The following is a 12,538-nucleotide window of genomic DNA, read 5'->3' on the forward strand; positions in this document are numbered from 1 at the left end:
GTATGCTCAAGGAATGACGACATCCGCGACCTCCGGAACCGGCCCGACCGAGAACTCCCTGCGTCGTGCTCTCAAGCGGGCCCGTGACGGCGTCTCCCTCGACGTGTCCGAGGCCACCGTCCTGCTCCAGGCGCGCGGTGAGCAGCTGGAGGACCTGTGCGCCTCGGCCGCCCGGGTGAGGGACGCGGGCCTTCGGGCGGCGGGCCGGCCCGGGGTCATCACGTACTCCAAGAGCGTCTTCGTCCCGCTGACCCGGCTGTGCCGGGACACGTGCCACTACTGCACCTTCGTCACCGTGCCCGGCAAGCTGCGCCGGGCCGGGCACGGGATGTTCATGTCGCCGGACGAGGTCCTGGACATCGCCCGCAAGGGCGCCGCCCTCGGCTGCAAGGAAGCCCTCATCACCCTCGGCGACAAGCCCGAGGACCGCTGGCCCGAGGCGCGTGAGTGGCTCGACGCGCACGGCTACGACGACACCATCGCCTACGTCCGCGCGATCTCCATCCGCATCCTGGAGGAGACCGGACTCCTCCCGCACCTCAACCCGGGCGTGCTGACCTGGACCGACTTCCAGCGGCTCAAGCCCGTCGCGCCCTCGATGGGCATGATGCTGGAGACCACCGCGACCCGCCTGTGGTCCGAGCCCGGCGGCCCGCACCACGGCTCCCCGGACAAGGAACCGGCCGTGCGGCTGCGCGTCCTGGAGGACGCCGGCCGCTCCTCCGTCCCCTTCACCTCGGGCATCCTCATCGGCATCGGCGAGACCTACGAGGAGCGCGCCGAGTCCCTGTTCGCCCTGCGGAAGGTCTCCCGCGCCCACCACGGCATCCAGGAGGTGATCGTCCAGAACTTCCGCGCCAAGCCGGACACCGCGATGCGCGGCATGCCGGACGCGGAACTCGACGCGCTGGTCGCCACGGTGGCCGTGGCCCGGCACGTCCTCGGCCCGTCCGCCTGCCTGCAGGCCCCGCCCAACCTCGTCGACTCCGAGTACGGACGGCTGATCGCGGCCGGCATCGACGACTGGGGCGGCGTCTCCCCGCTCACCATCGACCACGTCAACCCCGAACGCCCCTGGCCGCGGATCGGGGAACTGGCCGAGAAGTCCCGGGCGGCCGGTTTCGAGATGCGCGAACGCCTCTGCGTCTACCCGGAGTTCGTCACCCGCGGCGAACCCTGGCTGGATCCGCGGCTGCGCCCGCACGTGGCGGCGCTCGCCGACCCCGCCACCGGCCTCGCCCTCCCGGACGCCGTGGTCGAGGGCCGCCCCTGGCAGGAGCCCGACGAGGTGTTCACGGACAGTGGCCGCACCGACCTGCACCACACCATCGACACCGAGGGCCGTACCGCCGACCGCCGCGACGACTTCGACGAGGTATACGGCGACTGGGGCGCCCTGCGCGAGGCCGCCGCCCCCGGCATGACACCCGAGCGCATCGACACCGACGTGCGCCAGGCCCTGGCGAGGGCGGCCGACGACCCGACGAGGCTGACCGACGAGGAGGCCCTCGCCCTGCTGCACGCGGACGGCCCGGCGCTGGACGCCCTGTGCCGGATCGCCGACGACGTCCGCAGAACGGCGGTCGGCGACGACGTCACCTACATCGTCACCCGCAACATCAACTTCACCAACGTCTGTTACACCGGCTGCCGTTTCTGCGCCTTCGCCCAGCGCCGCACCGACGCCGACGCGTACACGCTCTCCCTCCGGCAGGTGGCCGACCGCGCCCAGCAGGCCTGGGACGTGGGCGCGGTGGAGGTCTGCATGCAGGGCGGCATCCACCCCGACCTGCCGGGCACCGCGTACTTCGACATCGCTAAGGCGGTCAAGGAACGCGTCCCCGGCATGCACGTGCACGCCTTCTCCCCGATGGAGGTGGTCAACGGCGCCACCCGCACCGGCCTGTCCGTCCGCGAGTGGCTCACCGCGGCCAAGGAGGCGGGCCTGGACTCCATCCCCGGCACGGCCGCCGAGATCCTCGACGACGAGGTCCGCTGGATCCTGACCAAGGGCAAACTGCCGGCGGCCACCTGGATCGAGGTCGTCGAGACGGCCCACGAGCTGGGCATCCGTTCCTCCTCGACGATGATGTACGGCCACGTCGACCAGCCCCGCCACTGGCTCGGGCACCTGCGCACCCTGGCCGGCATCCAGCAACGCACCGGCGGCTTCACCGAGTTCGTGACGCTCCCCTTCATCCACACCAACGCCCCGGTCTACCTGGCCGGCATCGCCCGCCCCGGCCCCACCACCCGGGACAATCGCGCGGTCACCGCGATGGCCCGCCTCCTGCTGCACCCGCACATCCCCAACATCCAGACCAGCTGGGTCAAACTGGGCGCGGAGGGCGCCGCCGACATGCTCCGCTCCGGCGCCAACGACCTCGGCGGCACCCTGATGGAGGAGACCATCTCCCGCATGGCGGGCTCCTCCTACGGCTCCTACAAGTCCGTCAAGGACCTGATCGCGGTCGCGGAGGCGGCGGGCCGCCCGGCCAGGCCCCGCACCACCCTGTACGGCGAGGTCCCGGCCGAACGACAGCAGGCGGCGGCGGCCTCCGACGGCCACCTGCCGGCCCTCCTGCCGGTCCTGGATTGAAGCCGGGGCGAGCCGGAACGGAGCCGGGGCGAGCCGGGAAGGGTGAGGGCGGCCCACCCCGCTGCCCCGCCCCGGTCGCAGTACGATGATCGGGCCCCGGAGGTGAGGGGGTTCTCGTAGCTGAGGAGATGCGTACCGGTGCCTGCCCGTCTTCCTTCGTGGGCCTGGGTGACCGGGCTGACCACGGGGGCGATAGCCGCGGTGGCGGTCCTGGCCGTCCAGGCGGACCAGGGGCCGAAGCCCACCGCGTCCACGAGCCGCCCGAGCGCGTCGGCGACGGCGGACGCGAAACCGTCCGCCGAACCGAAGGAGAAGGAGACCGGGACGGAGGCGGAGTCGGAGGCGGTCCCGGCCGACTCGGGCACCGGCCGCCGGATCGTCTACTCCCTCGACGACAAACAGGTGTGGCTGGTGGACGCCAGCGACGCCCCCCGCCGCTCCTTCGAGGTCTGGCCGGGCACAATCTCCCCCGACCCCGGCACGTACACGATCGGCACCCGCACCGAGGCCACGACCGGCAGCGACGGCGTCGAGGTCGAGCACGTCATCTACTTCGCCGCCAAGTCGGGCGTCTCCATCGCCTTCTCCAACGCCGTCGACGGCTCCTCACCCCCACCGCCCGACGGCCGGACGACCGGCGGCATCCGCGTGGGCAAGGCGGACGGCAAGGCCCTGTGGACCTTCGGCACCCCGGGCACCACGGTCCGGGTCGTCGAGTGACCGTGTGAGCTCAGACCTTCTCGGCCGCCACGCGTGGATGCCCGGAGGTGAGGAGGCCGACGTCTTCCACGTCGGAGGTCAGGATCGTCACCCGACCGGGGTACTGCAGGGCGGTCGCGCAGAGCATGGCATCGATGGCGTACTTGTGGCCGTGCAGGCCGGCGGTACGCAGTAGAGCGGCAGCGGACTGGGCGAGCGCCTGGGCGACCGGTTCCACGCGCACACGTGAGAGCGTCCACCGCAGCGCCGCATCGTTGATCTTCGGATGGATCACCTCGACCAACACCGCGGCGGAGGTGATCACGGGGAGATCGGCGTCACGGGCGGCCGACAGCCACTCGTGAACCTCCCGGTCCCGCTGCACGGCCTTTGCCAGCCCCTCGCTGTCCAGGACCAGAGCACCGCTCACGCGGCGACCCCCGCCCCGGAGTCCTCTCCGGTGAGCCGGGCGCGCTTGGCCGCCACGGCCTCCGGGTCTGCGGGCCCGTGCACCTCCTCGAAGGCGGCGATCAGCTCATCCAGTTGATCCCGCTCGATCTGCCGCTGAGCCGCCCTCTCCAGATACGCCGAGACACCCCGCCGGCCGACCCGCTCCCGGATCGCCTGCAGGGTGCCGGCGGTGAGGGTGACGGAGACGCCGCTGCTGGGGCCGTTGCCGGGAGGAAATTCGGTGTCGTCGTCTGCCATGGACCCATTATGGCATCGCAAATGCCATAAGCGTCCTGGCTGCATGGGCAGTGCAGGGACGGTCGGTGGCGGTTGAGCGCAGGTGGCCAGTAATGGTCAGGCTCAGTTGTTTCGGGTACCGCTCCCGTACCTCACCGCGTACTGAACCGGTCACTCCCGTTCGTTACAGTGCTGGGCGTCGCACGTACGCACGGTGGCCTGGGAGGTCTGGGTGGACGCGACTGCCGGGCCCGTGTGGGGGCGGCGCGAGCAGCAGGACTTCCGCAGCCGGGTGCGCGGAACGCTGCTCGGGGTCGCCCTCGGGGACGCCCTGGGCGCGCCCGTGGACGGGATGGGCACCGACGCGATCCGGAAGGCGCACGGCGCCGCGGGGATCACCGGACTCGTCCCCGCCCACGACCGGCGCGGGGCCGTCACGCACCTCACCCAGATGACCCTGTTCTCCGTGGACGGGCTGATCCGCGCGCAGATACGGCGCGACACCGGCGCCTGGCATCCGCCGACCGATCTGCACCGGGCGTATCTGCGCTGGGCGACCACGCAACGGGACTGGGGGCCGGACGAGCGCCGGGCGGAGGACGGCTGGCTCGCGCGGGAGGAGTGGCTCTACGCCCGCCGGGACCCGGCCCGCGCGCTGCTGCTGGGGCTCGGGGACGGGACCATGGGGACGCCCGAGTCGCCCAGGAACCCCGGTGAGGCGGGGCCCGAGGCGGCGGCCCGCTCGGCGCCCTTCGGGTTGCTCGTCGGCTGGGAGCCGCAGCTCGTCGCCCAGCTCGCCGTGGAGTGCGCGGCACAGACCCACGGGCACCCGACCGCCTACCTCGCGGCCGGCGCGTACGCGGTGATCGTGCACGGGCTGGCCCGGGGCGAGAGCCTGGACGCGGCGGTGCAGCGGGCGCTCGCGCTGCTGGCCGCCCGGCCGGGGCACCAGCCGGTGTCGGACGCCCTGCAGCAGGCCCTGGGCGCCGTGCGGCAGGGGATGCCCACCCCGGAGCGGGTCACCCAGCTCGCCGGGACGGGCACGGCGGAGGGGCTCGTCGCCGCCGCCGTGTACTGCGCCCTGGTGGGGGAGGACGTACGGCACGGGCTGTGCCTCGCCGCCGACCAGGACGGGCCGAGCGCGGTGGCCGGCGCGCTGACCGGCGGGCTGCTGGGCGCCCTGCACGGCGAGACGGCCCTCCCACCGGCCTGGCTGGCCGAACTGGAGGGCCGTCCCACGATCCTGGAACTCGCCGACGACTTCGCCATGGAGATGACCCAGGGCCCCGCCCTGCACAGCCCCGCCGACTCGTCCCCGGCCTGGCTGGCGAGATACCCGCGGGCATAGCGGGGGCCCTACGTGCGCACCGCGTCCGACGGCCGGTCACACCCCGGACGGGACCTCGGTCTTCTCCGGGGTCCCCCCGGCCGCCGCGATCGCCTTGTTGCGGCGCACGGAGGACCAGAAGGAGGCGCCGATCAGGACGACACCGATCAGGCCGGTGATGATCTCGTTGATCTCGTACTGGATCGTGACGAGCAGCAGGGCGGCGAGCGCGCCGATGGCGTAGTGCGCGCCGTGCTCCAGGTAGACGTACTCGTCGAGGGTGCCCTGGCGGACCAGGTAGACCGTCAGCGAACGGACGTACATGGCGCCGATGCCCAGGCCCAGGGCCATCAGCACGATGTCGTTGGTGATGGCGAAGGCGCCGATCACACCGTCGAAGGAGAAGGACGCGTCCAGGACCTCCAGGTAGAGGAACATGAAGAACGCGGCCTTGCCGGCCAGCGCGACCGCCGAGCGGGGCTTCCCGGCGCGCACGGCCTTCTCCTCCTCCTCGTGCTCGCGTTCCTCCTCCTCTTCGAGTTTGTCCTCGAAGTAGCCGGAGAGTCCGCCCACGATCATGTAGGTGATCAGACCCCCGATGCCGGCGAGGAGGACGGTCTCCGCCTTGTCGACATGGAGGCCGCCGTGCTGGTGGGCGTTGGCCCCGACGGTCAGGGAGGCGATCAGCAGGACGATCAGCGCGACGCAGACCGACAGCATGTCGACCTTGCCGAGCTTGGAGAGCGGGCGCTCGATCCAGGTCAGCCACTTGATCTCCCGGTCCTCGAACACGAAGTCCAGGAAGATCATCAGCAGGAACATGCCACCGAACGCGGCGATCGACGGGTGGGCGTCGGTGACGAGTTGCTGGTACCGGTCCTTGTCGCTGAAGGCCAGATCGACCGCCTCGATCGGACCGAGCTGGGCGCTGATGGCGACGATCACGACGGGGAAGACCAGCCGCATGCCGAAGACGGCGATCAGAATGCCGACCGTGAGGAAGATCTTCTGCCAGAAGGCATTCATCTTCTTCAGGATCCCGGCGTTGACCACCGCGTTGTCGAAGGACAGCGAGATCTCGAGGATCGACAGGATCGCCACGATGCCAAAGGCGGTCCACCCCCCGAAAAGGATCGCTGCGACCAGACCGAGCGCGGTGACCGCGAACGACCAGCCGAAGGTTTTCAGAACCACTGGTACCCAATCGGTTTAGGGAGGGGGCTCCGGCGACCTCGCGCGTCGCCGACCACGGCGCACCCCGGGGTGACGGTGTGTCACAGGGGTGTGTCAGGAATCCGCTTTCACTGCGAGGACCGGGCACGGCGCGTCCAGGAGGATCCGCTGCGCCGAGGACCCCAGGAGGAGCTTGCCGACCGGGCTGCGGTGCCGCAGCCCGATCACCACCAGGGACACCCCGGCGGACCCCGCCAGCTCGACGATCTCCTCGGCGGCGTCGCGTCCGCCGACCACCTGGCGTATGTCGAAGTCGACGCCCAGTTCGGTCAGGTCCCGTCGGACCTGGTCGAGGTCTGTCCGCTCCGCGAAACCGCGGTCGACGTACGCGTCACCTCGCGAGGTGTTCACCACCAGCAGGTTCTCGCCCCGGGCGCGGGCCGCGTCGACTCCCGCGCGCAGGGCCGCCTCTCCCTCCGGCGTGGGCACATATCCCACCAGTACCGTCATGATCGCCCCTTTCGGGCCCGTTGCTCGACGAGTGGACGCACGACGAACCGGTGGACCAGCGGCCAGACCAGTACGAGCACGATCACCGTGTAGATCACATAGGAGACCGGTCCGCCCAGCAGACCGGACAGTTCGCCACCCGACAGCTGAAGCGACCGTCGGCCCTGCAGTTCCGCGAGGGGGCCGAGGATGACGCCGACGATCAGCGGCAGCACCGGCAGCCCGAATCTGCGCATTCCGAAACCGAGCAGTCCCAGCGTCAGGAGGAGGAACAGGTCCAGCGGCTGGGCGTTGACCGCGTAGGCACCCATCGATGCGAAGAACACGATCCCCGCGTACAGATAGGGGCGCGGTATCCGCAGCAGTTTGGCCCAGGCCGGCGCGAGCGGCAGATTCAGCAGGAGCAGCAGCAGGTTGCCGATGAACAGGCTGGCGATCAGTGCCCAGACCAGCCCCGACTCGCGCTCGAACAGCAGCGGGCCGGGCTGGATGCCGTACGACTGGAACGCCGCGAGCATCACCGCGGCGGTCGCGTTCGTCGGCAGTCCGATGGCGAGCATCGGCACCAGGGTGCCCGCCGCGGACGCGTTGTTCGCCGCCTCCGGGCCGGCGACTCCCTCGATGGCCCCCTTGCCGAACTGCTCGGGGTACTTGGTCAGCTTCTTCTCCGTGACGTACGACAGGAACGTCGGGATCTCCGCGCCACCGGCCGGCATGGCTCCGAAGGGGAACCCGAAGGCGGCGCCGCGCAGCCAGGGTTTCCAGGACCGTTTCCAGTCCTCCCGGCCCATCCACGGCACGCCGACGGGAAGCACCCCCGCGGGCTTGCGCCGCAGATGCGCCGCCACCCAGAGGGCCTCACCGACGGCGAAGATGCCGACGGCGACCACCACCACGTCGATGCCGTCGGCGAGTTGGGGGACGCCGAAGGTGAGCCGCTGCTGCCCGGAGACCGAGTCGATTCCGACAATGCCGATCACCAGGCCGACGAGCAGCGAGGCGAACCCGCGGATGCGCGACGAGCCGAGTACCGCGGTGACCGCGATGAAGGACAGCAGCATGATCGCGAAGTAGTCCGGTGCGCCGAGGCCGACCGCGAAATCCACCACGATGGGGGCGACGAACACCAGCAGCAGAGTGCCGATCGTGCCGGCGACGAAGGAGCCGATCGCCGCGGTGGCGAGCGCCTGCGCCGCCCGGCCGGCCTTGGCCATCTTGTTGCCCTCGATGGCCGTGACGACCGAGGACGACTCGCCGGGCGTGTTCAGCAGGATCGAGGTGGTCGAACCGCCGTACATGCCTCCGTAGAAGATGCCGGCGAACATGATGAACGCCTGGGTCGGCTCCATTCCGTACGTCACGGGCAGGAGCAGGGCCACGGTCATGGCCGGGCCGATGCCGGGCAGGACCCCGACCGCCGTACCGATGGTGACGCCGATCAGCGCCAGCAGCAGGTTCATCGGGGTGACGACGTGCGCGAACCCGTCGAGCAGATGATTCAGGTTGTCCATTACAGGATTCCTTGCAGCACGCCGGCCGGGAGATAGACGCCGAGCCCGATCGCGAAGGCGTAGAAGGTGATGAGTGACAGCGCCACCGCGATCGCCAGGTTGCGCAGGTGGTGCCGGTTGCCCAGGGCGAAGGCCGTTCCCCAGAACAGGAGGGTCCCGCTGATCACCCAGCCGAGGGGTTCGATCAGTACCGCGTTGACGACGAACGCGCCGACCATCAGCAGCACGGTGCGCCAGTCGATCGGATTCGTCAGGTCGACGTCCTCGCCGCCCTCCGGTTCGACGCGGCCGCCCCGCGCGACGTCGACGACGTACACGAGGGCGATCAGAAGGAGCAGTACGCCGAGGAGTACCGGTACCGTGCGCGGCCCGATCGGGTCGGTGCTGCTCGTTGTGTGCGCGATCCCGGTGGCGTCGACGATCACCAGTACGCCCAGCAGGGCGAGGAACGCGCACACGCCGTACTGTGCGCGGTCCGCTCCCGGGGGCCGGCGGGACTCGGGAGCGGTGCGCTCATCGACGTCCAGACTCATGCCAGACCGAGCTCTGTGAGGATGTCGGCGACGGTCTTGTCCTGTTCAGTCAGGTAGGTGGCGAACTCGTCGCCCGTGGTGAACGCGTCGGTCCAGCCGTGCTTGGTCAGCTCGGCCTTCCACTCCTCGGAGCCGTGCATCGCGGTCAGCGAGTCGATCCAGACCTTCTTGTCGGCGTCGCTGATGCCGGGCGGGGCGACGATTCCGCGCCAGTTGGTGAAGACCATGTCGATCCCCGAGGACTTCAGCGTCGGGGCGTCATCGAGGGCGTCGATCGGCTTCTCGCTGGTCACCGCGAGCACTCGCACCTGACCCGCCTCGATCTGGTCGAGGAACTCGCCGAAACCGCTGGCCCCGAAGGCGATCTTGTTGCCGAGGATCGCCGGGAGCAGCTCACCGCCGCCGTCGTAGCCGATGTAGTTGACCTTCTTCGGGTCGATGCCGACCGTCTTGGCGAGCTGCATCGGAAGCAGGTGGTCCGGTCCGCCGGGCGACGAGCCGCCCCCGACCGCGACGCTCTTGGGGTCCTTCTTCCAGGCGGTGACGAGATCGTCGATCGTCTTGTACGGAGAGTCCTTGGGCACGACGATCGCGCCCGCCTCCTCCATCAGCTTGGCTATCGGCGTGGTCTGCGAGAGCGTCGCCTTCGACTTCGAGGCGTACGCGGCACCGACGACCCCCAGCCCCATCTGCATGGCGAGCTTGCCGTTGCCCTTCTCGTTCACGGTGCGTTGCAGACCGACCGTGCCGCCGGCGCCCGGGAGGTTGAACACCTGGACACCGGACGCGATCTTGGTGTCCTCCAGCACCTTGGCCGCCGTCCGCGCGGTGGTGTCGTACCCGCCGCCCGGGGTGTTGGGGACCATGATCCGCAGTCCGGTGACGGGCTCGTCGCTCTTGCCCGTCTCCTTCTTCTCCGCGGTGGCGCCGCAGGCGCCTACCGCGAGCATGGACATGGTGGCCAGGGCACTGACGACAGCAGCTCTGCGAGTTCTCATGGCTTGTCTCTTTCGCTTCCGGCAGTCGGACGCCATGATTGTGCGACTCGTGAGACACCACGTCTGTGTTGTGTCAGCATTAAAGATTGAGTTCATTGTGGTCGTAACTTTTCGCCGCCATACCCTCGCGGGCGAGCTGCTGGTACTCCAGCTCGCCATCATCGTGGTGGTGCTGCTGGCGGTCGCCGCCGTCTCGCTGGCCCAGTCGGAAGCGACCTTCAACCGGGTCGAGGGACGCCGGGTCACCGCGCTGGCCGAGCAACTGGCCGGCAACCCCCTGGTGTCCAGCCAGCTCGGCCGGCCGGCGCCGGGTGAGACGCTCGCCCCGCTCGTGCAGACCACGCTGACCCAGTCAGGCGTCACCTCCGTGACGGTCGCCGACAGCAGCGGCAGGATCGTCAGCTCCACGAATCCCACGGTGATCGGTACAAGGCTGTCGCTCGGCCCCGGCGTCGCCGAGGCCCGCGGCTGGTCGGGGGATCTGGTCCTGGACGGTGCCCACGAGCTGGTGGCCCAGGTGCCGGTGCTCAAAGCGACTCAACCGGACCGCGGCCGGCACCTCGGCACAGTGATGATCGGTGAGGCGTCACCGACGATCTGGCAGCGGCTGAGCGGCGCGTCGTCGTATCTGCTCGCCTACCTCGGCATTGCGAGCGGGCTCGGTCTGATCGGATCGTGGCTGCTGGCCCGGCGTACCAAACGCCAGACCTTCGGTCTGGAGCCACGCGAGATCGCGGGGCTCGCCGAGCACCGCGAGGCGATGCTGTACGGGATCGCGGAAGGCGTGATCGCCCTCGACCCGCAGTTGCGGCTCACCCTGGTGAACGAGGTCGGCAGGCGGTTGCTCGATCTGCCCGAGCACTGTGTGGGGATGAGCCTGGCCGACCTCCGGATCGAGGGCCGACTGCACGACGTGCTCGCCGGATCCCCCGATGACACGACCGAGCGGCGCGACGAAGTCGTCATACGCCGGGGCCGGGTGCTGGTGATGAACCGGATGACCGTCACCAAGGACGGCCGCCGGCTCGGCTCGGTCACGACCTTGCGGGACCGCACCGAACTGGCGCAGATGGAACGCGAGATCGGATCGTTCCGCAGCTCCGCCGAGTTGCTGCGCGCGCAGGCCCACGAGTTCGCCAATCAGCTGCACACGATTTCCGGGCTGATCCAGATCGGTCAGCACGACGAGGTGGTGCAGTACGTCCGCGCGCTGAGCCGACACCGCCAGTCACTGGACACGACCCTGACCAGACGGGTCCGCGACATGGCCGTCAGCGCTCTGCTGATGGCGAAGTCCTCACTCGCGGCTGAACGGAAGGTCGTGCTGCGCGTCTCGGAGCACACGGCGCTCGGTCGGCTGGCGCCGGAGGACTCCGTGGACGTGGCGACGGTGATCGGCAACCTCGTCGACAACGCCGTCGACGCCGCGGCGGCGGGCGGTGACGGCCACGATGCCTGGGTGGAGGTCGAATTGCGGCAGGACGCCTCCAGCGTGGAGATCGTGGTGCGCGACTCGGGCCCCGGCGTGGAGCCCGAACTCGCCCAGGAGGTCTTCCTGCACGGCTTCACGACGAAGGCCGCCCAAGAGGGGGAGCGCGGCATCGGGCTGGCGCTCACCCGGCTCGTCTGCGAGCGCCACGGCGGCGAGGTCGCGGTGGCCAACACGCCCGACGGCGCCATGTTCACCGCGAGGATGTCCGTCGGCAACCCGGCCGGCGCGGTACCGGAAGGAGCCTCCCGATGATCGATGTACTGGTCGTCGACGACGACTTCATGGTGGCAGGTGTCCACCGGACCTTCGTCGACCGCGTCGAGCCCTTCCGGGTCGTCGGCACGGCGAACACCGGTGAGCAGGCGATCGCGGCCGTCGGCGAGCTGCGCCCCGACCTGGTCCTGCTCGACCTCTATCTTCCGGACATGTTCGGCCTGGACGTCATCCCACGCCTGCGGACCGCCGGGCACGACTGTGACGTCATGGTGATCAGCGCCTCGCGCGAGGCCGACGCGGTCCGCCGCTCCGTCCGTCAGGGCGTTGTCAACTACCTGCTGAAGCCGTTCGAATTCGAAGACCTGCGCTTTCGTCTCGAGCGGTACGCCGCCCAGCGCAACAGCCTGCTCACCACAGTAGTCAGAGGCCAGGCCGACGTGGACCGGGTGCTGACCGGGGCCAGCTTGCCGGTACCGAGTGCCGCGCTGCCGAAGGGCATGAGCGTGGAGACCGCAGAGCTGATCGAACGCACACTGTGCGGTACCGACGAAACGCTGTCCGCCGCCGAGTGCGCGGCCCGGACCGGTGTCTCCCGGGTCAGCGCCCGCCGTTACCTCGAATACTTCAACGACACCGGCCGCGCCGAGGTGTCCTTGCGGTACGGAGTCGCCGGCAGACCCGAGCGCCGTTACGGTTGGCGCGCCTGAGACTGTTTCTTTCGGTCCCGCCGGCTCGTCCTCCTCCTTTGGCGGGGCATGCCTGCGAGGGCTCCGCCGATCAGCGTCAGCGCAGT

General features: G+C 70.1%; 12 protein-coding genes. 5 read left to right on the plus strand and 7 right to left on the minus strand.

Going from position 1 to position 12,538, the window contains the following annotated elements; all coding sequences use genetic code 11:
* Positions 1 to 13 precede the first annotated feature (13 nt).
* Positions 14 to 2,599, plus strand: a complete 2,586-nt coding sequence (locus AC6F7H_RS15815; RefSeq protein ID WP_500757613.1) for a bifunctional FO biosynthesis protein CofGH — start codon at positions 14 to 16, stop codon at positions 2,597 to 2,599.
* Between the two features lie 138 nt (positions 2,600 to 2,737).
* Positions 2,738 to 3,319, plus strand: a complete 582-nt coding sequence (locus AC6F7H_RS15820) for a hypothetical protein (RefSeq protein WP_500757614.1) — start codon at positions 2,738 to 2,740, stop codon at positions 3,317 to 3,319.
* 10 nt (positions 3,320 to 3,329) lie between these two features.
* On the opposite strand, the gene AC6F7H_RS15825 is transcribed toward AC6F7H_RS15820, so the two are convergent.
* Both AC6F7H_RS15825 and AC6F7H_RS15830 read right to left on the minus strand, forming a co-directional pair.
* The gene (locus AC6F7H_RS15825) at positions 3,330 to 3,728 is read right to left on the minus strand and encodes a PIN domain-containing protein (protein ID WP_500757615.1); all 399 of its coding nucleotides are present in this window, start codon (positions 3,726 to 3,728) and stop codon (positions 3,330 to 3,332) included.
* Entirely contained in the window at positions 3,725 to 4,006 is a 282-nt protein-coding gene (locus AC6F7H_RS15830; protein WP_500757616.1) for a hypothetical protein, read from the minus strand. Before AC6F7H_RS15830 ends, AC6F7H_RS15825 begins: the two co-directional genes overlap by 4 nt.
* A gap of 211 nt (positions 4,007 to 4,217) precedes the next feature.
* Between AC6F7H_RS15830 and AC6F7H_RS15835 the strand changes: the two genes are divergently transcribed.
* On the plus strand, positions 4,218 to 5,333 hold the full coding sequence (locus tag AC6F7H_RS15835; RefSeq protein ID WP_500757617.1) for an ADP-ribosylglycohydrolase family protein: 1,116 nt from the start codon (positions 4,218 to 4,220) through the stop codon (positions 5,331 to 5,333).
* 36 nt (positions 5,334 to 5,369) lie between these two features.
* On the opposite strand, the gene AC6F7H_RS15840 is transcribed toward AC6F7H_RS15835, so the two are convergent.
* From AC6F7H_RS15840 to AC6F7H_RS15860, 5 genes are all read right to left on the minus strand, one after another.
* Positions 5,370 to 6,506: a DUF475 domain-containing protein gene (locus AC6F7H_RS15840; protein ID WP_500757618.1), complete on the minus strand. Its 1,137-nt coding sequence runs from the start codon at positions 6,504 to 6,506 to the stop codon at positions 5,370 to 5,372.
* Between the two features lie 93 nt (positions 6,507 to 6,599).
* Entirely contained in the window at positions 6,600 to 6,995 is a 396-nt protein-coding gene (locus AC6F7H_RS15845; RefSeq protein WP_109383879.1) for a universal stress protein, read from the minus strand.
* Entirely contained in the window at positions 6,992 to 8,506 is a 1,515-nt protein-coding gene (locus tag AC6F7H_RS15850; RefSeq protein WP_500757619.1) for a tripartite tricarboxylate transporter permease, read from the minus strand. The genes AC6F7H_RS15845 and AC6F7H_RS15850 overlap by 4 nt, the downstream gene beginning before the upstream one ends.
* Positions 8,506 to 9,039, minus strand: coding sequence for a tripartite tricarboxylate transporter TctB family protein (locus AC6F7H_RS15855; RefSeq protein WP_500757620.1), 534 nt, complete (start codon positions 9,037 to 9,039; stop codon positions 8,506 to 8,508). Before AC6F7H_RS15855 ends, AC6F7H_RS15850 begins: the two co-directional genes overlap by 1 nt.
* Positions 9,036 to 10,037 (minus strand): Bug family tripartite tricarboxylate transporter substrate binding protein, encoded by a 1,002-nt coding sequence (locus AC6F7H_RS15860; RefSeq protein WP_500757621.1) that lies wholly within the window; start codon positions 10,035 to 10,037, stop codon positions 9,036 to 9,038. The genes AC6F7H_RS15855 and AC6F7H_RS15860 overlap by 4 nt, the downstream gene beginning before the upstream one ends.
* Before the next feature lie 97 nt (positions 10,038 to 10,134).
* Between AC6F7H_RS15860 and AC6F7H_RS15865 the strand changes: the two genes are divergently transcribed.
* Together AC6F7H_RS15865 and AC6F7H_RS15870 are read left to right on the plus strand one after the other, a co-directional pair.
* A complete protein-coding gene (locus AC6F7H_RS15865) occupies positions 10,135 to 11,781 on the plus strand; it encodes a sensor histidine kinase (RefSeq protein WP_109381328.1) in 1,647 nt (548 codons plus the stop codon).
* A complete protein-coding gene (locus AC6F7H_RS15870; protein ID WP_500757622.1) occupies positions 11,778 to 12,452 on the plus strand; it encodes a response regulator in 675 nt (224 codons plus the stop codon). The genes AC6F7H_RS15865 and AC6F7H_RS15870 overlap by 4 nt, the downstream gene beginning before the upstream one ends.
* The last annotated feature ends 86 nt before the right edge of the window (positions 12,453 to 12,538 follow it).

The sequence above is a fragment of the Streptomyces sp. MMS24-W38 genome (assembly GCF_059889265.1).